Origin of the sequence: Bradyrhizobium sp. CCGE-LA001 (assembly GCF_000296215.2) — a bacterium.
Lineage (GTDB): Bacteria > Pseudomonadota > Alphaproteobacteria > Rhizobiales > Xanthobacteraceae > Bradyrhizobium.
On the sequence record NZ_CP013949.1, the window covers coordinates 3807921 to 3826926 of the forward strand.

At 63.8% G+C, this 19006-nt stretch carries 19 protein-coding genes and 1 pseudogene; 8 read left to right on the forward strand and 12 right to left on the reverse strand.

The window, feature by feature from the left end:
* Positions 1 to 66 precede the first annotated feature (66 nt).
* The 5 genes from BCCGELA001_RS37940 to BCCGELA001_RS17555 all read right to left on the reverse strand — a co-directional run bounded on the left by BCCGELA001_RS37940 (position 67) and on the right by BCCGELA001_RS17555 (position 4858).
* Positions 67 to 237, reverse strand: coding sequence for a hypothetical protein (locus BCCGELA001_RS37940; protein WP_156489644.1), 171 nt, complete (start codon positions 235 to 237; stop codon positions 67 to 69).
* Positions 234 to 1679 (reverse strand): amidase, encoded by a 1446-nt coding sequence (locus tag BCCGELA001_RS17540; RefSeq protein ID WP_236840878.1) that lies wholly within the window; start codon positions 1677 to 1679, stop codon positions 234 to 236. The genes BCCGELA001_RS37940 and BCCGELA001_RS17540 overlap by 4 nt, the downstream gene beginning before the upstream one ends.
* On the reverse strand, positions 1666 to 3015 hold the full coding sequence (locus BCCGELA001_RS17545; protein WP_008563309.1) for a TRAP transporter large permease: 1350 nt from the start codon (positions 3013 to 3015) through the stop codon (positions 1666 to 1668). Before BCCGELA001_RS17545 ends, BCCGELA001_RS17540 begins: the two co-directional genes overlap by 14 nt.
* Complete coding sequence (locus tag BCCGELA001_RS17550) at positions 3012 to 3614, reverse strand: TRAP transporter small permease subunit (RefSeq protein WP_060735897.1); 603 nt, start codon at positions 3612 to 3614, stop codon at positions 3012 to 3014. The genes BCCGELA001_RS17545 and BCCGELA001_RS17550 overlap by 4 nt, the downstream gene beginning before the upstream one ends.
* A gap of 116 nt (positions 3615 to 3730) precedes the next feature.
* On the reverse strand, positions 3731 to 4858 hold the full coding sequence (locus BCCGELA001_RS17555) for a TRAP transporter substrate-binding protein (RefSeq protein WP_060735898.1): 1128 nt from the start codon (positions 4856 to 4858) through the stop codon (positions 3731 to 3733).
* A gap of 350 nt (positions 4859 to 5208) precedes the next feature.
* Between BCCGELA001_RS17555 and BCCGELA001_RS17560 the strand changes: the two genes are divergently transcribed.
* Both BCCGELA001_RS17560 and BCCGELA001_RS17565 read left to right on the forward strand, forming a co-directional pair.
* Positions 5209 to 6831: an ABC-F family ATP-binding cassette domain-containing protein gene (locus BCCGELA001_RS17560; protein WP_008563305.1), complete on the forward strand. Its 1623-nt coding sequence runs from the start codon at positions 5209 to 5211 to the stop codon at positions 6829 to 6831.
* Between the two features lie 72 nt (positions 6832 to 6903).
* Positions 6904 to 7779 carry an MBL fold metallo-hydrolase gene (locus BCCGELA001_RS17565; RefSeq protein WP_008563304.1) on the forward strand — a complete coding sequence of 292 codons (876 nt, stop codon included), beginning with the start codon at positions 6904 to 6906 and terminating at the stop codon, positions 7777 to 7779.
* A 137-nt stretch (positions 7780 to 7916) separates the two neighbouring features.
* Here the strand turns inward: BCCGELA001_RS17565 and BCCGELA001_RS17570 are convergent, their stop codons facing one another.
* Positions 7917 to 8165 carry a hypothetical protein gene (locus tag BCCGELA001_RS17570; protein WP_060735899.1) on the reverse strand — a complete coding sequence of 83 codons (249 nt, stop codon included), beginning with the start codon at positions 8163 to 8165 and terminating at the stop codon, positions 7917 to 7919.
* 196 nt (positions 8166 to 8361) lie between these two features.
* On the opposite strand from BCCGELA001_RS17570, the gene BCCGELA001_RS17575 reads away from it, so the two are divergent.
* Positions 8362 to 8826 (forward strand): cupin domain-containing protein, encoded by a 465-nt coding sequence (locus BCCGELA001_RS17575; RefSeq protein ID WP_008566846.1) that lies wholly within the window; start codon positions 8362 to 8364, stop codon positions 8824 to 8826.
* Positions 8827 to 8832: 6 nt separating this feature from the next.
* Here BCCGELA001_RS17575 and BCCGELA001_RS17580 read toward each other — a convergent pair whose 3' ends face one another.
* Positions 8833 to 9795 carry an alpha/beta hydrolase gene (locus BCCGELA001_RS17580; protein WP_060737705.1) on the reverse strand — a complete coding sequence of 321 codons (963 nt, stop codon included), beginning with the start codon at positions 9793 to 9795 and terminating at the stop codon, positions 8833 to 8835.
* A gap of 372 nt (positions 9796 to 10167) precedes the next feature.
* Between BCCGELA001_RS17580 and BCCGELA001_RS17590 the strand changes: the two genes are divergently transcribed.
* Positions 10168 to 10371 carry a hypothetical protein gene (locus tag BCCGELA001_RS17590; RefSeq protein WP_060735900.1) on the forward strand — a complete coding sequence of 68 codons (204 nt, stop codon included), beginning with the start codon at positions 10168 to 10170 and terminating at the stop codon, positions 10369 to 10371.
* Between the two features lie 27 nt (positions 10372 to 10398).
* Here the strand turns inward: BCCGELA001_RS17590 and BCCGELA001_RS17595 are convergent, their stop codons facing one another.
* From BCCGELA001_RS17595 to BCCGELA001_RS17605, 3 genes are read right to left on the reverse strand one after another with little or no spacing between them, the layout of a single operon-like run.
* Positions 10399 to 11520: an HD-GYP domain-containing protein gene (locus tag BCCGELA001_RS17595; protein ID WP_060735901.1), complete on the reverse strand. Its 1122-nt coding sequence runs from the start codon at positions 11518 to 11520 to the stop codon at positions 10399 to 10401.
* A 51-nt stretch (positions 11521 to 11571) separates the two neighbouring features.
* Positions 11572 to 11901: a PilZ domain-containing protein gene (locus BCCGELA001_RS17600; RefSeq protein WP_008563300.1), complete on the reverse strand. Its 330-nt coding sequence runs from the start codon at positions 11899 to 11901 to the stop codon at positions 11572 to 11574.
* Entirely contained in the window at positions 11898 to 13004 is a 1107-nt protein-coding gene (locus BCCGELA001_RS17605; RefSeq protein ID WP_008563299.1) for a DUF2336 domain-containing protein, read from the reverse strand. Before BCCGELA001_RS17605 ends, BCCGELA001_RS17600 begins: the two co-directional genes overlap by 4 nt.
* Positions 13005 to 13302: 298 nt before the next feature.
* Here BCCGELA001_RS17605 and BCCGELA001_RS39350 point away from each other — a divergent pair.
* A pseudogene (locus tag BCCGELA001_RS39350) lies at positions 13303 to 14252 on the forward strand (helix-turn-helix domain-containing protein).
* A 45-nt stretch (positions 14253 to 14297) separates the two neighbouring features.
* Positions 14298 to 14888 (forward strand): NADPH-dependent FMN reductase, encoded by a 591-nt coding sequence (locus tag BCCGELA001_RS17615; protein ID WP_008563297.1) that lies wholly within the window; start codon positions 14298 to 14300, stop codon positions 14886 to 14888.
* A gap of 6 nt (positions 14889 to 14894) precedes the next feature.
* On the opposite strand, the gene BCCGELA001_RS17620 is transcribed toward BCCGELA001_RS17615, so the two are convergent.
* Together BCCGELA001_RS17620 and BCCGELA001_RS17625 are read right to left on the reverse strand one after the other, a co-directional pair.
* Positions 14895 to 16976, reverse strand: a complete 2082-nt coding sequence (locus tag BCCGELA001_RS17620) for a methyl-accepting chemotaxis protein (RefSeq protein WP_008563296.1) — start codon at positions 16974 to 16976, stop codon at positions 14895 to 14897.
* A gap of 102 nt (positions 16977 to 17078) precedes the next feature.
* The gene (locus BCCGELA001_RS17625) at positions 17079 to 17516 is read right to left on the reverse strand and encodes a DUF1810 domain-containing protein (protein WP_008563295.1); all 438 of its coding nucleotides are present in this window, start codon (positions 17514 to 17516) and stop codon (positions 17079 to 17081) included.
* A 201-nt stretch (positions 17517 to 17717) separates the two neighbouring features.
* Here BCCGELA001_RS17625 and BCCGELA001_RS17630 point away from each other — a divergent pair, with 201 nt between their 5' ends.
* Both BCCGELA001_RS17630 and BCCGELA001_RS17635 read left to right on the forward strand, forming a co-directional pair.
* Entirely contained in the window at positions 17718 to 18668 is a 951-nt protein-coding gene (locus BCCGELA001_RS17630; protein WP_060737706.1) for a DUF2778 domain-containing protein, read from the forward strand.
* A 66-nt stretch (positions 18669 to 18734) separates the two neighbouring features.
* Positions 18735 to 18992, forward strand: a complete 258-nt coding sequence (locus BCCGELA001_RS17635; protein WP_008563293.1) for a hypothetical protein — start codon at positions 18735 to 18737, stop codon at positions 18990 to 18992.
* Positions 18993 to 19006 lie beyond the last annotated feature (14 nt).

The following is a 19006-nucleotide window of genomic DNA, read 5'->3' on the forward strand; positions in this document are numbered from 1 at the left end:
CGCACCAGAGGGACACCGGCGCTGAGGCATTGCCGATATTGAGAAGGCCGGGGCGGTGCCCGGCAGTCAGCGGAGCCCGCCGTTCGTCCGCAGCGATCGCACGAAATCGATCACGGCCAGCATCATGACGCTCACAACAATGATGATGAGCGGGATGGCCTTGATCCAAACCACCAGGATTCCGAGAAATGTCAGCACGAGCGCGAGGCCGATGAGTCCGGTGATCACATTGGTCATCGCAGGTTCCTTTTCTCCGCACCGGGAGCCGATTTCGGCCCGGCACTCGGGACTTTGCGCCGGGTGCCACGACCGGTGCGGCCGATCGTCCTGACAAGCCAGTGCGCCGTGCGCAACAGGCGGGCATCGTTGCCGCGGCGACCGACAAGCTGAACGCCCAGCGGAAGGCCCGTTTCGGAGCTCATCAAGGGCAGGCTGATGGCGGGTACGCCGAGATAGGTCCAAAGCGTGCAGAAAACCGGGTTGCCGGTTGTCTCGATTCCGGGCGCCTCGCCCGGCGCTGCGGGCGTCAGGATGGCGTCGTATTCGTCGAAGATATGGTCCAGCGCCTGGTTGAGCGGCTCAATCCCGGACAGTGCGTTGCGATAGTCCAGGGCGAGATGCGTTCGGCCGCGCTCGATCGCCTGCCGCAGCGGTGTGCTCAGTCTGTCGCCGCCTCGTTCGTAATCGCGGCGCAGATTGTGCGCCATATCAACTTCCATGATGATGCGGTGCATATCGACGGCTTTGTCGAACCGGGCCCCGAGCTCGACTTCGCTCGGCGCGTCACCCAGAACATCGACGAGCTCGGCAAAGGCATCACGCGTCACCGGCTCGGCCTGATCCCAGACAGGAGAGCGCACGAAGGCAAATCGCGGTGGCAACGGCGGCTCGCTCCCCGCTACGGCGGTGAAAGGCGGACACGCAACGGGCCTTGTGTCCGGATCATCGTCGTCGAAGCCGACCAGGATCTCGGCGAGCAGGGCCACGTCCTCGACGCTGCGCCCGAACATGCCGACATGATCGAGCGTGCGGGACAATTCGAGCGCCCCGCTGCGCGGAATGAGGCCATGCGTGGGCTTGAAGCCGACCACGCCGCAGAAGGCGGCGGGACGGATCACCGAGCCGTTGGTCTGCGAGCCGATGGCACCCGGCACCATCAGCGCCGCAACCGCCGCAGCGGAGCCCGAGGACGATCCGCCGGGCGTGCGAGCCGTGTCGTGCGGATTTCGGGTCTTCCCGGGATTGTAGTACGCGTACTCGGTGGTCACCGTCTTGCCGAGGATCACCGCGCCCGCCGTCCGCAGACGCGCCACGGCCGCCGCATCGCGCCGCGGCGTGCGTCCGGCCCAGAGGTCTGATCCGAATTCCGTCGGCATGTCGCCGGTGTCGAAGATATCCTTGATGCCCACGGGCACGCCATGCAGCGGGCCCACAGCCTTGCCATGCTTGCGATGATCGTCGGCGGCCTCGGCCTGCCGCATCGCGTGGTCGCGGTCGAGGAACGCCCACGCCTGGATATCGGGATCGACCTCGTCAATGCGCCTGAGGCAGTCGGCGACAAGTTCGGTCGAACTGAGGCGGCCGTCGCGGATGCTGGTCGCGGCTTCCGTGAGGCCGAGCGCGTTGAGACTCATTCGCCGACTTTCTGCGGTTTGTCGGGTTCGCTCATCGCGATCCATAGAGATAGGTGGGCAGCCACAATGCGATCTCCGGGAAGATGTAGACCAGCCCCATGGTGAGGAAGACCAGGCCGACAAAGGGAAGCGCGCCTGAGAAGATGTCGGTCAGCTTCACCTGAGGCGGCGCCACGCCCTTCAGATAGAAGGCCGCCATCGCGACCGGCGGCGTATTGAACGCCGTCTGCGTGTTCAGCGCCACCAGGATGCCGAAGAAGATCGGATCGATGCCGTACTGGGGAAGCAGCGGCAGGAAGATCGGCACGAAGATGATGATGATCTCGGTCCATTCCAGCGGCCAGCCGAGCAGGAAGATGATCACCTGCGTCAGCAGCAGGAATTGGATCGGCGAAAGGTCCATCGAGGTGAAGAACTGCTCCACCACCGACTGTCCGCCAAGCACTGCAAACACCGCTGAAAACGTCCACGACCCGATGAACAGGTAGCAAACCATCGCGGTGGCGCGCACGGTCAGATAGACCGATTCGCGCAGCATCTCGTAGTTGAGCGAGCGATAGGCGGCGGCCAGAACCATGCTCATGAGGGCACCCACCGCGGCCGCCTCGGATGGCGTTGCCAGGCCAAACAGGATCGCGCCGAGCACCGAAACGATAAGCAGCGCAAGTGGCAGGAATGACGTGGCAACCGCCCAGACGACCGTGGAGATCGGCACGTCGGTCTGCTCGCGCGGCAGCTTCGGCGCCAGCGCGGGATTGATGATCGCGCGTGTCATTGCATAGAGGACGTAGAGGCCAGCCAGCATGAATCCCGGGAAGAATGCGGCCGCATAAAGCTTGACCGCCGAAACGCCGGCGGTCGCCGCATAGACGATCAGGAGAATGCTCGGCGGAATCAGAATGCCGAGGCAGCCACCGGCACAGACAACGCCCGCCGACAGCTTGGTGTCGTAGCCGGCTCGCAGCATCGCGGGCAATGCCAACAGCCCCATCAGCGTGACAACGGCGCCGACGATGCCGGTGGCGGTCGCGAACATCGCGCAGGTGATCAGCGTGGCCACCGCGAGCGCGCCCGGCACGTTTTTCATCGACAATTGCAGCGAGTAGAACAGTCGGTCGAGAATGTTCGCGCGCTCGACCAAATAGCCCATGAACAGGAAGAGCGGGACCGCGACCAGCACGTCACTGGATGTGACCTCGAACGTCTTCTGCACCAGCAGAGTGAAGATGCGGTTCTGGAAGAAGTCCTGACCGGGGGTGTAGTAGGCGTAGTAGCCGAACGAGACGCCCATCGCCATCAGCGTGAAGGCGATCGGGAAGCCGAGCATGATGATGAAGATGAAGAGGCCCAGCATCAGCATGCCGATTTGAGGATCGGTCATGCGCCTGGTCCTTTCTCGTTGTGCAGCTCAGCCGCGTGTTGCTGATGTTCGCGGATGACGACGCTCTCGGTCTCCTCCACGTCGTGGAGGCGCTGCGGCCATTGGCCGGTGCGGATGCACAGCACACAACGAATGATTTCCGCGATCCCTTGCAGAAACAGAAGGAAGCCGGTGAGCGGGATCAGCGCCTTCAGCGGAAACACCGGCACGCCGGCCGGACTGAAGATGCTGACTTCGCGGAATCGAATCGACATCTGTGCGTAGTTCCAGCCCGAATACATCAGCGCCGCGATCGCCGGCAGGAAGAACAGGATGTACAGGACGAGGTCCATCGTCGCCTGGGTGCGCGGCGACCAGAGGCGGTAAACCACGTCAGCGCGCACATGGCCATTGCGCGAGAGCGTATACGCGCCGGCCATCAGGAACATCGCGCCATAGGTGATGTAGCTGATGTCGAAAGCCCAGGTGGTCGGCGCTCGCAGCACGTAGCGCACGAATACCTCGTAGCTGACACCCAGTGTGAGGACGAGAATCAACCAGGCGAACGCCTTGCCGACCCACGTGCTGAGCTCATCGATGAAGAACAGGAATTTCGTCATGCGAGCTGAGCCCGCTGCGAGCAGCACATGTGGATGTCCCCCTCTTAATTCGTGGACGGCGCTTCAATTGCGCCGCCCTTCCCGATGTCGTCTTCCGCGGTCCGCGGCGATGGCCGTCACACCTTGAGCACGCCCGGAAAGTGATGCTCGAAGGCGCCGCGGTAGTCCGTCGCGTTGTTCATGTTGTAGTAAACCACGCGGCGCACCCATTCCTTCTGGGAGTCCATGACCTTCTTCATGAACGGATCCGAGCCGAGCTGGGCGATCAGGCCGTCCCAGGCCTTGATCTGCGCGTCGAACACCGATTTCGGCGTCCGCACGACGTTGACCTTGTTCTTTTCGATCAGCTCCTGCAGGTCCTTCGAATAATAATCCATGGCCTTCCATTCGTTGGCGGAGGACACGGCTTCGGCGGCGTATTGCAGGATTGCCTGCTGTTCCTTCGGCAGCGCGTTGAATTTGGTCCGGTTGAACATGATCTCGAAATATTCCGTCGCCTGATGATGGCTGCCCATCATGTAGTTCTTGGCGACATCCTGCGCGCCGAAGCGCCGGTCCGAGGTCGGATTGTTGAACTCGAATCCGTCGATCACGCCGCGCTCCATCGCGGGCACGATCTCGCCGCCGGGCAGCTGTGCGACGGATGCGCCCATCGCCTGGAAGAGATCGGCGGCCAGACCCACCGTGCGATACTTCAGGCCCTTGAGATCGGCGTCACTGGTGATCGGCTTCTTGAACCAGCCGAGCGGCTGGGTCGGCATCGGCATGGCGAAGAAGCTCTTGATGTTGACGTTCATGATCTTGGTCTGGAGCTCCTCGAACAGCTCCTTGCCGCCGCCATTGTGGATCCAGCCGAGGCCTTCGTTGGCGTTGAATCCGAACACCGGGCCCGTACCGAACAGCGATGCGGCCTTGTGCTTGCCGTACCAGTAGACGGTGACCGTGTGTGCTGCGTCGAGCTGGCCGCCATGAACGCCATCGAACACCTGGAAGGGATGCACGACCGAGCCGCCGACGAGATAGTCGATGCGCAACCGGCCTCCGGCCATATCGTTGACGCGCTTCACATAATCTTCGGCCATCTCGTTGAAGACATCGGCCTTGCCCCATGAGCCCTGCATCCTCAGGGCTACCGTTTGCGCCCGGCTGACTTGCGGCATGGCGATGGTGGCAGCGCCGGCCGCACCGGCGGTCAGCAAGAATTTGCGACGCGTGGTTCTGGTCTTTTCAGACTTCGCAGTCATGGACGTCCTCCTGGCGGCTTTGTTGTTGGAACGCGTTTCGCTGCGTTTTTCGTTGATAACCGCTGGAGGTAGGCCGCATTCCAGCGACTTTGATCGCAGTTTGGACACATTGCCGCCATCCGGCAAGCGGCCCCGGTGTCGCATTGTTGGTCTTCGCGATCCCGCTCGGGCTCCGCGCAGCCGCATATTCATGCGCTGTCGCGGCGCAGCAAAGATGCGAGCATCTCTCTGGGCGGCTGTGCCGTGATCGTCGCGCGATGACGATCCGGAAATCCGTGTCCCGCCGGGCTTCCCCTGGGGGCCCGCATGGCCTATGACGCTGCAACGCAAAAACCCCCCAAAATGACCTCATGATCCGCCTCGACAACGTCAGCAAGCAAGCCGGCCACCAGATCCTGTTCATCGAAGCCTCCGCGGCCCTCAACAAGGGCGAGAAGATCGGCCTCGTCGGCCCGAACGGCGCCGGCAAGACCACTCTGTTCCGGATGATCGCCGGCGAGGAGCTGCCCGACGAGGGGCAGGTCTCGACCGATCGCGGCATCACCATCGGCTATTTCAACCAGGACGTCGGCGAGATGTCCGGCCACAGCGCCGTGGCCGAGGTGATGAACGGCGCGGGGCCCGTCAGCGAGGTCGCCGCCGAGCTGCGCGAGCTCGAGGCCGCCATGGCGGACCCTGACAAGGCCGATGAAATGGACGAGATCATTGCCCGCTATGGCGAGGTGCAGCACCGCTTCGAGGAGCTCGACGGCTACGCGCTCGACGGCCGGGCGCGCGAGGCACTGTCCGGCCTCGGCTTCAGCCAGGAGATGATGGACGGCGACGTCGGCAAACTCTCCGGCGGCTGGAAGATGCGCGTGGCGCTGGCGCGCATTCTCCTGATGCGTCCCGACGTGATGCTGCTCGACGAGCCGAGCAACCATCTCGATCTCGAAAGCCTGATCTGGCTGGAAAAGTTCCTGCACGATTACGAAGGCACGCTCTTGATGACCTCGCACGACCGCGAGTTCATCAACCGCGTGATCTCCAAGGTGATCGAGATCGATTCCGGTTCGCTCACCACCTACACGGGCGATTACGAGTTCTACGAGCAGCAGCGGGCGCAGAACGAGAAGCAGCAGCAGGCGCAGTTCGAGCGGCAGCAGGCCATGCTGGCCAAGGAGATCAAGTTCATCGAGCGCTTCAAGGCGCGCGCCTCGCACGCGGCGCAGGTGCAGAGCCGGGTCAAGAAGCTGGACAAGATCGAGCGGGTCGAGCCGCCGCGCCGGCGCCAGAGCGTCGCGTTCGACTTCCCGCCGGCGCCGCGCTCGGGCGAGGATGTCGTCTCGCTGAAGAACGTGCACAAGGGTTACGGCTCAAAGCGCATCTATGACGGGCTCGACTTCATGATCCGCCGGAGGGAGCGCTGGTGCGTGATGGGCGTCAACGGCGCCGGCAAATCGACGCTGCTCAAGCTCGTCGCCGGTGCGAGCGAGCCCGACGAGGGCACCGTGGCGGTCGGAGGCAGCGTCAAGATGGGCTATTTCGCCCAGCACGCGATGGACCTGCTCGACGGCGAGCGCACCGTGTTCCAGTCGCTGGAGGACGCGTTTCCGACCGCGGGGCAGGGCAGCCTGCGCGCGCTCGCCGGCTGCTTCGGCTTCTCCGGCGACGATGTCGAGAAGCGCTGCCGCGTGCTCTCGGGCGGCGAGAAGGCGCGGCTCGTGATGGCCAAGATGCTGTTCGATCCGCCGAACTTTTTGGTGCTGGACGAGCCGACCAACCATCTCGACCTCGCCACCAAGGAGATGCTGATCACCGCGCTGTCGGATTTCGAGGGCACTATGCTGTTCGTCTCGCACGACCGGCATTTCCTCAGCGTCCTGTCGAACCGCGTGCTGGAGCTGACGCCGGACGGCATCCATCAGTATGGCGGCGGCTACACGGAATATGTGGCACGAACTGGCCAGGAGGCGCCGGGGCTGCGGAGCTAGCGTTCCAGTCCCTCTGCCTTGACGCGTTGATGCCTCGCGCTACGCTCCCTCCAAAAACGGGAGTGAACAGCCATGAAGCAACTGCGGATCGGCGACATCACCATCGATGCGGTGATCGAGCGGGAAGGGCCGTGGCGGCGGCCGCAGGACTTTTTCCCAACCTATGATGAGGGGATCTTCAAGCGCCATCTGCCGACAATGGAGCCGGAGGTGTTCGACGCCGCGCGCGGCATGATGGTGATCACCTACCAGACCTTCGTGGTGCGGACGCCGCGCTACACCATCCTGGTCGACACCTGCACCGGCGAGGACAAGGGCCATCCACCGCCGTTCGATTTCCCCGGCAAGGCGCGTTGGCGCAACGAATTGTTCGCGCTCGGCATCTCTTTCGAGCAGATCGATTACGTGTTCTGCACGCATCTGCACATCGACCATACCGGCTGGAATACGACGCTGCGCGACGGGCGCTGGGTGCCGACATTCCCGAACGCGAAGTATGTTTTTCACAAGGGCGAGTATGCGGCCTGGGAGGCCGAGCATGCCAAGGGCAACAATCCGCCGGGGACGGTGTTTCGCGACAATTGCCTGCCGATCGTCGAAGCGGGCCAGGCGCTATTGGTGGATGACAACTATGCGCTCGACGATACCGTGACGCTGACGCCCACGCCGGGGCATTCGCCCTGCCATTGCTGCGTGAATATCGTCTCCAAAGGCCAGCGCGCGGTGGTGGCCGGCGATCTCATGCATCACCAGATCCAGTGCCGCGAGCCGGACTGGTCGGCGAAGCCGGATTGGGATCCGCAGCAGTCGGCGGTATCGCGACGAAAATTCTTCGCGTCAGTTGCGGATACGGACACGCTGATCCTGCCGGTGCATTTCCCGACGCCCACGGTGGGGCTGATCAAGCCGTTGGGCGATGCGTTCGATTACAGGTTCAAACGGGAGTAAGGGGCGCCTCATCGTCATGCCCGGGCTTGTCCCGGGCATCCACGCTCTTGCTTCTGAGTGCGCAGAACGTGGATGGCCGGGACAAGCCCGGCCATGACGGAGTTCGTTTGGCGATCGGCCGCCAAATACGCGGCGCCTTACGCGCCGGTCTCGCACTTCTTCATGAAGCTGTTCTTGGCTGCGCCGGCGAGCGGCTTGCCGTCGGCGCTGACGGCCTTGGGTGTGCAGGCATCCGCCTTGCACTTCTTCAGGAACGAGGTCTTGGCGGCGCCGGCCAGCGGCTTGCCGTCCTTCCCGACGGCCTTGCTCTCGCAGGTCTCTTGCGCGAAGGCCGAGCCCGCCGCGAAGGTGGCAACGATCGCAGCGAGGAAAATCCGCTTCATCATGGGTGTCTCCCTAAACCAGAAATGGCGCGGTGGATTGGAACCGGCAATCATGGCGCAATCAAGCAGGATCGAGGTCGTGCCCCCCGGTTGCCGGCCGATTTTTCGCGCGCGATCGGCAATCCTCTGTTGCACCGCTCGCTGACCCGGCTGCGCGATCCTGCTAGCGTCATGCCATCGACATGGAGGGAGTATCGTGATGGACGCCGCGATCCCGAAGACCGAGGAAGTCACTGACCGGCATTCTCACCTGGTTCAGCCGCAAAGCATGGAATGGCAGAAGACGCGCTTTCCCGGCTGCGAGGCCAAGACGTTGCTGTTCGATCGCCGCACGGGCCTGATGACCGCCTTGATGCGCTTTGCGCCGGGATCCGTGCTGCCCGATCACGAGCATGTCGGCATCGAGCAGAGCTACGTCATCGAAGGCGCGCTCGTCGACAAGGAGGGGCCGGCCAAGGGGATCGCCTGCAAGGCCGGCGAATTCATCTGGCGCGAGGCCGGCAGCCGGCATGCCGCCTGGTGCCCGGAGGGCGCCTTGATCCTGGCGATCTTCCAGGTGCCGAACAAGTTCTTTGAGGCTGACGGCCGCGTGGTCGATGCCGCCGGCCAGGACTGGGATGAGACCTGGGGGCACACGGACGCGCAGCGGGCGCGGAGCAATTGACCGGCGTCAAACGCCGCGCATCAGCAGGGCCTTGAAGTCGGCGCGTGCGCGCTGCGCCTCGGCGCGCGCGACGTCCGAGGCATCACCCATGCCGAAATAGCCGTGGATCAGGCCGGGGCCCTCGTGGTGCTTGACCCGGACGCCGGCAGCTTCCAGCGCCCGCGCATAGGCGGCGCCTTCATCGCGCAGCGGGTCGAACCAGGCGGTGGTGACGATAGCGGGCGCGACCCCGGCGAGCGATGCCGCGCGCAGTGGTGAGACGCGCCAGTCGGAAGCATGGCCGGGATCGGCGAGGTAATGACCGCAGAACCATTCCATCGTGGCACGCGTCAGGAAGTAGCCGTCGGCATTCTCGGCGCGTGAGGGATAGCGCGCGTTCTCGCGCGCATCGGCATAACCGCCGAGAACGTCGGTCACGGGATAGACCAGCAATTGCGCGGCGAGCTTGATGCCGGCATCGCGGCAGGCGATCGCGGTTGTCGCCGCGAGATTGCCACCGGCGCTATCGCCGGCAACACCAATGCGCTTTGCGTCGCCGCCAAATTCCGCGACGCGGTTGAAGATGTCGCTCACCGCGGCGAAGGCGTCCTCGAAGGCGCCGGGAAAGGGCGTCTCGGGCGGGCGGCGATAATCGACGGAGATGACGACCGCGCCGGTCTCGATCGCAAGGTTGCGCGCCTGCCGGTCGTGGGTTTCGAGATCGCCCGCAACCCAGCCGCCGCCATGGAAGAACACCACGGTCGGTGCCGGCGTGGGGCCGACCCGGTAGACGCGCGCATCGAGCGGGCCGGCGCCACCTTTCACCTTGATATCCTGCACGCTATCGACGCGCGGAGGCGGGATGGCGGCGCGCGAGGCAGCCAGTGCGCGCAAGGAATCGCGGGCGCTCTGTGGCGTCATGACCGTGGGATCACGCATCGGCATCAGCGGAATGATCTGGGCGATGACGGGATCGAGCGGCGCGGCCATGGCGTGTCTCCTCGCGAGGTTCTTGGTCTTGTTGCGGGTTAGCATAGATTTTGAGCGGCGCATCGGCAACCGCGTGATCATGCGCTCCACATCGTGCGCGAGGTCGCCACGATTCCGGCGGACGAGGTCATGATGACTTGTGTCACGATGGGCTATCCGGACGATGGCTTGCCGCCAATGCGGTGCGCTCGGGCCGCGAGCACAATCAGGAGTTTGTACCCTACGTCGGCTTTGCCGATGAGCACGACGAAGGAGATTATTCTCTGCGGAATTTTTTTGGTGCCGAGTCGTCCGTGGCCTCTTGCAATCTCGAACATGCAGGAGGAACAATATGCAGACTAAGAGGTTTGTTGCTGGCGCGAGGGAATTGACATGCGGCGGCTGGCTAGCCTGGTTCGGCGGTTCTTCGGCCCGCGGATGCGGCGCCCGATCGATGATGATCCAAGTCTTCCATTCACACCCGAGGAGTTCGGCCGGCTGATCCGCAGCGGCAGGCGCGAGGACATGAAGCTGCTGGCCGAAGGGTTGGCCTGTCGCTCCATTCCGCGCCGCGCCAGATTTCGCGCGACGCATTAGGGGTGATCGAATTGTTGTCTGCTACGCTCACCGCGTAAGCGCGACCTGCTTGAACGAGCGAACCAGAGCCTTTTCCAGCTTCCCGTCCATCCCGCAAAGTATGTTGTAGGCCTCGGCGCGCGGCATCGTCGGCTTGTAGTGCCGGTGCTCGATCAGCGCTGCGAAAATGTCCGAGATCGTCAGGATCCGTACGATATCGCCGATGCTCTCCGCGCAAAGCGCATCGGGATAGCCGCTGCCGTCGAGATACTCGTGATGATGACGGACCGCATCGAGTACCTCGGGTGATACCCCGTCCTGTCCCTTGAGAAAGTCGTAACCGGCTGTGGGATGCGTCTCGATCAAAGCGCGTTCCGCCGCATCAAGGCGGCCCGGCTTGTCGAGGATGGCGAGTGGAATCTGCGCCTTGCCGATATCGTGGAACATGGCGGCCGAGTAGAGACGTTCCAGGTCGGCCTTGCCGACCCCGAGGCTCAGTCCGAAGTCGATGGCGACCCCGGTCACGAGCAGGCAGTGCTGATAGGTTCCCTCGTGATGGCGCCGAACCGTCGTGAGCCACTCGGTGAGGCCGTGCCGGGTAATACGATCGGCAATCTGGCGACCAGCTTTCTTAGTCCCGTCGACGTCAAGGGGTTGGCCCAGGGTCACCGCCGTGAACATCGATGCAATGGCGGTCGCCGCGGTCTCCACGGCATTGTCCGATTGCCGCGCGTCGCTTGATGAAGCTGGGGCCTCGTCAGCCCGATCGATCAATGCCGCCAGCAGTTTGGCCCGGCCGACCGTGCCGGGAAGCACCAGCGTCGCCCCGAGCGCATAGGCTTGCGAAATGCAGACGTGGGAGGTGTGGTCGAGCAGGAAGATGCGCTTGCTGGCCTTCGCCAGCTTGCTCGCCCGTTTCTTGATGGCGGCGATATTGTCGACGTCGCGCAGCTCCGCGCGGATGACGATGGCGACTGGCGCTTGCGACAGCCTGGAATCGGCATCCAATCGCTCCCCTGAAATGGTAAATTTCTCTTGGAGGATCGAACAGATTCCCGCGAGCTTGTCGGACCTGTCAGCCAGCACATGCAGGAAGGGACGATCCGCCGCTATCTCTGTGATGCCGCCGTCACCATCGATGGGACCAGATTTGCTTCGCGCGTGCTGCACGGTTTAATCCAACGTTACGATTCAAGGGATTTCAAACAGAGGTGTTGGAATCTACTTGCTCTGGACTGCGTTCTGCGTTGGCGCCGGAGCGCTTGCGGATTTCTTCTTGCCTTCCGCGGTGATGAAATGAACGCCGGCCATGGTGCCGTCGATCCAGACCAGTTCGCAGCGCCGATAGGCGAGGCCAGTCGACGACAACAGCATGAAGAACTCCTTGGCCTGGAGCACATCCAGCGTGCCCTCGACCTCGATTTTGGCGCCGCTTTGCGACACGTCCAGCAGGACGCAACTGCGTCGCCACGTACCGTCAGAACCCATGAGGTTGACCGGCTGCCTGTGGTCCATTTTCACGCGAGACGCTTTGCGACCGTCGAACTTCATCGGTTAACCCCCATCTTTGCGCCGCTGCTTCCCCGACTGCTCTCCTTGTTCGCGGCAATTTCTCCCCAACGCACCGTCCACTGACTGGTCGACAGAAGGAGCGTCTCGAAAATGTGCTGCGCGCGTTCGCGTTCGGCGAAGGAAAGCCTCGCGCCGCTGCGGTTGCTCAAGATGGCAAACGTGGTCTGCCAGTTCAGCCGCGAGGCACGGCATGCCATGACGAGACCTTCGCAATCGTCGTCGGTCATGACGCGCTCGACGACTTCGATGGGGGCCCCCGAAAGCACCGACAGCGCGGTGAGGAGATTGGCGGTCTCGCCGCGGATGGCGAAGCGGTTCATCGTGGAATCGTTGAGCTTGCCGGTGCGGTTGAGCGCAACGATCTCCGGCCGTGCGCTCGCATAGGCCGCCGCGCACGGAAGCTTGGGGGCCATTGGAGCGGCCGTTGCAACTGGATGCGAGCTAGTGGGCTTCGACGCTACGCCGGATCCCGGCGCCGGGGCGGCCGACAGCAATTTGCGCATGACGACGTCGGGCGTGTCCTGCCGGAGCGCCAGCGCCTTGGTGAGTTCATCATCGGTGAGCCACTTTTCAGCGAGCGCAAAGAAGGCGGCATCAGAGAAGTGCGCCGCTGTATTCCCGATCAGCACGAGACAAGCGCTGCGGCCGCCGTCCTTGATCAGCGCCTCGATGACCGGTGGATCGATAGGCGCGCGGGCGGCGATCGCATCTTGCTGCCGTTCACCGCTCGAAGCCACGATCCGCTGGAGGTCGTGGGTCGAGAGTGACCGTGATCGGAGCAAGACAGGGCACGCCACAGCCGGATTGCGGTGTGTGGCGAGGCGTCGCACAGTCTTGGGTGGAGCAATTTCGAGATCGGCCAGCGCCGTGCTGAGTTGAATCAGCGCGTCGGCCTGGACGCGCTCCATCAGGCGCAGCAGAACGCCGTCGGTCACATGGGCAAGCAAGTCCTGAGGCCGGTCCCGATTGCTTGTGAGCAGTTGCAAAATGCCGGAGAGGATGCGAGTGCAGCGATCCAGCGGGCAGATCGCAACCGCGTCTTCCAATTCGACCAGAATATCAGCAGGCGAATGTGCCTTCATGGCAGGAGCCTGAAAATAAAATAAATCTGACGATTAAACGTCGCTATTCCGCCTCAAGGACGTTAATTTCGCTTTTAGGTTTTGGCGTTTCGGGTATTCTCGCACCGCCGACCGGGTGAGAAACGTTATCGAAATTCGGCGGGGCAGAGCGTCCAGGCTTGTTCTTTCGGCGGGACGCTCGCCAATTGATCGGGACACACGAGAATTGATTCTATCGGTGCGAGACAACGCCGAGGGGGGAAGCGATCGGCGCTGAGGCCGGACGCAAGTTTAACGCTACGCCGCGTTCTATATTTTCATGAACAGCATTGATGATGTGCCCAGGTCGGCACTCAACACATTTCGTTTTTCGGACGTCGACGAGTTTCGAAGCGCCATACGCGGGCTGAATTTCGAATTTACGCCTTTCGTACGGAAGATTTCGGCTGAACAGACGATCCTGTCGTTGCCCGGCTGCGACGTGAATTTGACGCGCGCATTTCCTCGGGTCGTCGATGCACAGCTCGTCGGGGATTGCACCGCGATCGGCATCACGATGGACGACCTCAATGTTCCTATTCGCTTCAATGGCTCGCAACGTGCGCGACCGGTGGTGGTCATTGGCAGCGGGGGGCGGCCTATACCACCATTGAGGAAGTGCAGCGGCAAATCGCCTCAGTGATCTTCCGGCCGGAGGTGAGGGATCGCGGCTGGCCTCCCACGCACACAAGCTTCAAGATTTTCGAGATCTCCGCGGCTGGCTTGCACCGGCTGCGCAGCGTGGTTCGTGAGGTGCTGTCCGAGGCGGCCAATCCCATCGCGGCCTCGGAGCTTCCGTTAAGGGGCGCGGCCATGAAGGAGTCGCTGCTCGGAGCCGTTGACGACGCCTTCGAAAGCGCCGTTTCGTCCCGCTGGACCCTGCGTCCCAATGACGGACGGAGTTTCAGGGTATTTCGAGATATTAATGCGCTACTCACCGACGACCTGTCACAGCCGATCTACAGCGACGAGATCGCGCGCAAGCTCGGGCTGTCCGTGCGCACCATGCACGACGTCGTCCGCCGCTATCGTGGCATGAGCCTGCACCGCTATTTGCGCCTGCGCCGGCTGTGGCTGGTGCGGCGGCAGCTCCTTGCCGGGGCTGACAGAGTCAAGACGGTCGCGCTGGCCTATGGCTTTTGGCATCTCAGCGACTTCTCCAGAAGCTACCGCGACCAGTTCGGCGAGACGCCTTCGCAGACGCTGGACCGCAGTCGCGGACGACAGTGACATATCGCGTAGGGCTTCTCGCCGGTTTTGTGCTACCGTCCGGCCATGAGCAACCGCATTCTCGTCCTTTACGGTTCTTACCGTTCCGACCGCATGGGCATCCGCCTTGCGAATTTCGTTATCAATGGTCTGCGCAGCCGCGGCGAGGACGTCGAGTTCATCGACGCCAAGGCGGTCGGCCTGCCGATGCTCGACCGCATGTACAAGGAGTATCTCAAGGGCTCGGCGCCGGAGGCGCTGGAGAAGCTGGCCGGACAGATCCGCGGAGCCGACGGTTTCGTGTTCGTCACCGGCGAATACAATTGGGGCATGCAGCCCGGCCTGAAGAATCTCACCGACCATTTCCTCGAAGAATGGTTCTGGCGCCCGGCCGCGATCGTCAGCTACTCGGCCGGCCGGCTCTCGGGCGCGCGCGCGGCGACCGCCTGGCACGGGACGCTGTCGGAGATGGGCATGGTGGTGGTGTCGAGCACCATCGGCGTCGGCCCGATCGCGCAGACGCTGTCTGAAGCCGGCGAGCCGATCGGCGATGGCGGCAAGGCGCTGGAGCGCGCGTTCCCGCGCTTCGCCGACGATCTCAATTGGTGGATCGAGGCGGCCAAGGCCCAGCGCGCACGCAAGGCGCCGCCTTATTGACTCGCTTTAGGCGGCCCTGACCTCGCCGAGGAAGCGGTCGACCTGTCCGGCGAGATCGCGCGACTGGGTGGAGAGCTGCTGGGCGGCGCCCAGCACCTCCCTGGCGGCAGCGCCCGTGTCGTCGGCGGCGCGCTGCACGCCGGAGATATTGCTGTTGACCTCCTGGGTGCCGCGGGCGGCCTCCTGGACGCTGCGGGCGATCTCCTTGGTCGCCGAGCCCTGTTCCTCGATCGCGGCGGCAATCGCGGTGCCGATCTGGTCGATCTCGCCGATGACCTCGGCGACGTTGCGGATCGCGGCCACGGTCTCGTCACTCGCAGTCTGAATCGCGGTGATCTGCTCGGAGATCTCGGTGGTGGCCTTGGCGGTCTGGCCGGCCAACGACTTCACTTCGGAAGCAACCACGGCAAAGCCGCGGCCGGCTTCGCCGGCGCGGGCGGCCTCGATGGTCGCGTTCAGCGCCAAGAGGTTGGTCTGCTCGGCGATGCTCTGGATCAGTGTCACGACGTCGCCGATCTTCTGGGCACCCTCGGCGAGCGTGCGCGCGGTATCGCCGGTGCGGCGGGCATTGTCGACGGCGCGGGCCGCGATTTCGGTCGATTGCGCGACCTGACGGCCGATCTCGGCGATCGATGAGGTCAGCTCCTCGGTGGCGCTGGCGACGGTCTGCACGTTGGTCGAGGTCTGTTCGGAGGCGGCGGCGACGACTGCCGCCTGGCTGTTGGTCTGGGCCGCGGTCGAGGTCATCGACTGCGCCGTGCCTTCCATCGTGGAGGAGGCGCGGGACAGGCCGCCGACGAGCTCGGTGACCTTGGCCTCGAAGGCGCGCGTGAGGTCGTCGAGCGCCTGGGCGCGGCGCATCTTGCCGTCGTTCTCGGCCTGCTTCTCGGCGGCGAGCCGGTCGGCCCGGATCATGTTGTCCTTGAACACCTGCACCGCCGCGGCCATCGCGCCGATCTCGTCGGAGCGCTCGGCACCGGGGATCTCTGCGGCAAGGTCACCGTCGGCAAGGCGCGACATCCGACTGGTCAAGCCGACGATCGGCGCGCAGACACGGCGGCGGACCATCACGATCAGGCCGGCGCTGGCGACCAGCACGGCGAGAAGGCCGGCGAGCGCGATGGCAAAGCTTGTGCGTGCGGCCGAGGAAGCGCCGGCAAGGATGTGTTCGGCGTTGTCATAGAGCGCATCGCGAACGCCGATGATGGAGCCGAGGCCCTTTTGCGAGGCCGCATAATAGGTGTCGACGTCGTGCTCGTACTTGCCGCTGACGGCGCCCTCCTTGACCATCTTGAGCTCGCGGCCGAATTCCTCGACGTAACGCGAATTCATCGTCTCCAGCGCGGCGCCGACATTGGCCGGGGTTGCCGGGTGGCCGCGCAGCTCCATCAGCGCCATCACGATCTGATCGCTTCGGCCCTGCATCCGGGCGACGTCGGCCTTCTCGGCGTCGGTTGCGACCTTCTTGCCGCCAACAAGGTTCTTGTGGACGCTGGCATTGAGGCCGCCGATGTCGCGCAGCGTCATGGCGATGTTGGCATAGTTGGCCTGACGGAAGGCATCGCCATTGAGGATCGCCATGCGGCGCACCTGCTCATTGAGCAAAGCGGTGACGCCGGCGTTGAGCAGAGCGTTGTCGGCGACGACCTTCCTGGCCGCGTCCTTGCGCGCCTCCGCGGGTCCCGCAATGGCCTTGTCGATGGCTTCGCGCAGAGCCGTGAATTTCGAATTGATGGCGTCGATCTCGGTCCCGATGGCATTACCGTCGTCGAACGCGCCGGGCAGCTCCTTGCGTAGTGCATTCATCCTGTCGCGGGCGGCATCGGTCTGCTTGCGCAGCTTGTCGTGCTCGGAAAGCTGCGCGGGATCGACGGTGGCAGGCCCGTAGAGGATGTTGGTGGCGAAGCCACGCTCGGGGTTGAGGTAGCGCGGGATGTCGCTGGCAGCGCGGACGATCGCCAGGCGGCCTTGCGCCTCGCTGATCCGTTCCATCGTCTGGTATTTCGTCACCGCGACATAGACGGCGAGGCCGCCGCCCACGGTCGACAGCGAGACGATGGCGGTGGTCAAGAGCGTACCGATTTTCATGATCTATCCGGCAATTGGCGCGGGAGGAGAAAGATATTTCTCGGAAAAGTAGGCGCGCCGGATTAATCCCGGGTTTACGCTGGGCGCTTCGCCGATGCGGCGCTATGCCTTTCGATCGAGCTTAGCCAGGATATCCAGCGTGGCGGCGTCGCGCTCGCCGGCGAAATAGCGAGCGAGCGCCTGATCGAAGAGGGGCTCGTCGGACACCGCGCCGAACAGCGTCATGGACGAGCGGAATTTGGCATCGTCCGGAGCGCCGAGGATCGCGTTGATGGTCCGCCCCTGAACGGCGAGCACGAGCCTGGTGCATTCGGTCAGGCGCCCCCCGAGGACAGGGTGGGCGAGATAGGCCCGGGCCTCCGCGCGGGAGCCGATGGCGTAGCGTTGCGACATGACGCTGAGGCCGAGGCCGGCGACCTGCGGGAAGATGAACCACATCCAGTGAGTCTGCTTCCGTCCCCGGGCGAGCTCGTCCTGGACGTCCCGATAGACGGGGTCCTGCGCCCGAACAAAGCGATCTAGATCGAAAGGATCGGTCATTGGATACCTTAAGAGGCCTTGCCAAGCCCTTGCCGGCCGCGATTATGCCTAACTTTTGGCTCCCAATGTGGTAGCTGGTATAGAGTCTCCGGGTGGGGTTGGGTGCCCCCGGGGGTCGATTTTGGGGATCTGATGGTTTCCGACGCAGCACATGCCGAGAGGCTGTTGTCGCGCCGCCGTGTCAGGCGAGCCGAAACTGTTCTGCTGTCTCTGGCAGCGATCGCGCTGGCGGTTGGCGCTGCCGCGTGGGTTACGGATATGGGCGATTCGACCCCGCTGGTCTCCGCCGCGTTGCCGCCGGCCAATACCCTGTCATTCGAGGACCGTTTCGCTTCGGCCTCCAGCAATCCGCCCGCCCGCGAGCTCGGCCTGCGAACATTGGAGCGCTCCGCCGTGAATGCGGTCCAGCTCAAGCTTCGCGATGCCAAGGCGATGCTTGCCCAGAAGCTCCAAGGTGACGATTGGCGTTCGACCCTCACCGAGGACGACCGGCAGGCGGCCGAGGAGACAAGGCCCTCGCAGCGCGCCGACGGCATCCCGATGCCGCGCTCGCGTCCGGTCCAGGCGGATTTGGCTGCACAGATCGCCTCCAGCCAAGCCTATGCCGATACCGGTCCCAGGGTCGACAACCGCAACTTCTTCGAGAAGTTCACCGACAAGATCAAGCTGGCCTCGCTGACGCCAGGCGACGGCTTGCTGGGCAGGGGGCCAGATCTCGCCGCGCTCGGCTACGATTCGCGCACCGCGGTCTATGACATCTCGGCCAAGGCGGTCTATCTGCCGAGCGGCGTGGCGCTGGAAGCCCATTCCGGCCTGGGCGCCCTGATGGACAATCCCGACCATGTCGACCGGCGGATGGTCGGCGCGACGCCGCCGGCGATCTATGATCTGAAGCCGCGCGAAAAGCTGTTCCACGGCGTCCGGGCGCTGCGCATGACCCCGGTCGAAGGCACCAGTGCGCTTGGCCGCGTCGGTCTCTTGACGCACAACTACCTGCTTGGGCCGCGCGGCGATTCCAACGGCTGCGTCTCGATCAAGGACTATGATCGCTTCCTCAAGGCCTACGACAATGGCGAGTTCAATCGTCTGGTCGTCGTGCCGAGCCTGCGCGGATCGGCAACCGCCTCGCAGCGCGCCAGTACCGATTCCTGATATTTGCCTGCCGTGGCAGGGCTGCCCTTTCCCCTTCGTTAAGTCGTCCTCGTCCAGAAGCAGCCCATGAGTGATCCATCAAGCTCCGAGACCCCGCTGCGCACGACGTTCAAGATCAAGCTGAACGGTGACACGTTGGCGATTGCGACCGTCGGCCAGGCCTATCAGTTCCTGACCAATTTCAAGTCGGTGGAATGGATGGAATTCCGCTCCCTGCACGAGGACGCGGTCGTCGCCCTGGAAGGCGCCGCCGAGAACGCCATGCTCGCAGTGCAGGCGACCAACGCCGTGCGCGCGCTGTTCGTCAGCGCAAAGCTGCTCTGAGAGAAGCTCTCCCT

What these genes read in the sequence shown, in the direction of transcription:
- BCCGELA001_RS17605 (WP_008563299.1), bottom strand. Translation starts at nt 13,004, where the DNA reads ATGAAGGCACATTCGCCTGCTGATATTCTGGTCGAATTGGAAGACGCG.
- BCCGELA001_RS17580 (WP_060737705.1), bottom strand. Translation starts at nt 9,795, where the DNA reads ATGGCCGCGCCGCTCGATCCCGTCATCGCCCAGATCATTCCGCTGATG.
- BCCGELA001_RS37940 (WP_156489644.1), bottom strand. Translation starts at nt 237, where the DNA reads ATGACCAATGTGATCACCGGACTCATCGGCCTCGCGCTCGTGCTGACA.
- BCCGELA001_RS17620 (WP_008563296.1), bottom strand. Translation starts at nt 16,976, where the DNA reads ATGAAAATCGGTACGCTCTTGACCACCGCCATCGTCTCGCTGTCGACC.
- BCCGELA001_RS17570 (WP_060735899.1), bottom strand. Translation starts at nt 8,165, where the DNA reads ATGATGAAGCGGATTTTCCTCGCTGCGATCGTTGCCACCTTCGCGGCG.
- BCCGELA001_RS17560 (WP_008563305.1), top strand. Translation starts at nt 5,209, where the DNA reads ATGATCCGCCTCGACAACGTCAGCAAGCAAGCCGGCCACCAGATCCTG.
- BCCGELA001_RS17565 (WP_008563304.1), top strand. Translation starts at nt 6,904, where the DNA reads ATGAAGCAACTGCGGATCGGCGACATCACCATCGATGCGGTGATCGAG.
- BCCGELA001_RS17545 (WP_008563309.1), bottom strand. Translation starts at nt 3,015, where the DNA reads ATGACCGATCCTCAAATCGGCATGCTGATGCTGGGCCTCTTCATCTTC.
- BCCGELA001_RS17600 (WP_008563300.1), bottom strand. Translation starts at nt 11,901, where the DNA reads ATGAAGTTCGACGGTCGCAAAGCGTCTCGCGTGAAAATGGACCACAGG.
- BCCGELA001_RS17555 (WP_060735898.1), bottom strand. Translation starts at nt 4,858, where the DNA reads ATGACTGCGAAGTCTGAAAAGACCAGAACCACGCGTCGCAAATTCTTG.
- BCCGELA001_RS17625 (WP_008563295.1), bottom strand. Translation starts at nt 17,516, where the DNA reads ATGACCGATCCTTTCGATCTAGATCGCTTTGTTCGGGCGCAGGACCCC.
- BCCGELA001_RS17590 (WP_060735900.1), top strand. Translation starts at nt 10,168, where the DNA reads ATGCGGCGGCTGGCTAGCCTGGTTCGGCGGTTCTTCGGCCCGCGGATG.
- BCCGELA001_RS17575 (WP_008566846.1), top strand. Translation starts at nt 8,362, where the DNA reads ATGGACGCCGCGATCCCGAAGACCGAGGAAGTCACTGACCGGCATTCT.
- BCCGELA001_RS17635 (WP_008563293.1), top strand. Translation starts at nt 18,735, where the DNA reads ATGAGTGATCCATCAAGCTCCGAGACCCCGCTGCGCACGACGTTCAAG.
- BCCGELA001_RS17550 (WP_060735897.1), bottom strand. Translation starts at nt 3,614, where the DNA reads ATGACGAAATTCCTGTTCTTCATCGATGAGCTCAGCACGTGGGTCGGC.
- BCCGELA001_RS17540 (WP_236840878.1), bottom strand. Translation starts at nt 1,679, where the DNA reads ATGGATCGCGATGAGCGAACCCGACAAACCGCAGAAAGTCGGCGAATG.
- BCCGELA001_RS17615 (WP_008563297.1), top strand. Translation starts at nt 14,298, where the DNA reads ATGAGCAACCGCATTCTCGTCCTTTACGGTTCTTACCGTTCCGACCGC.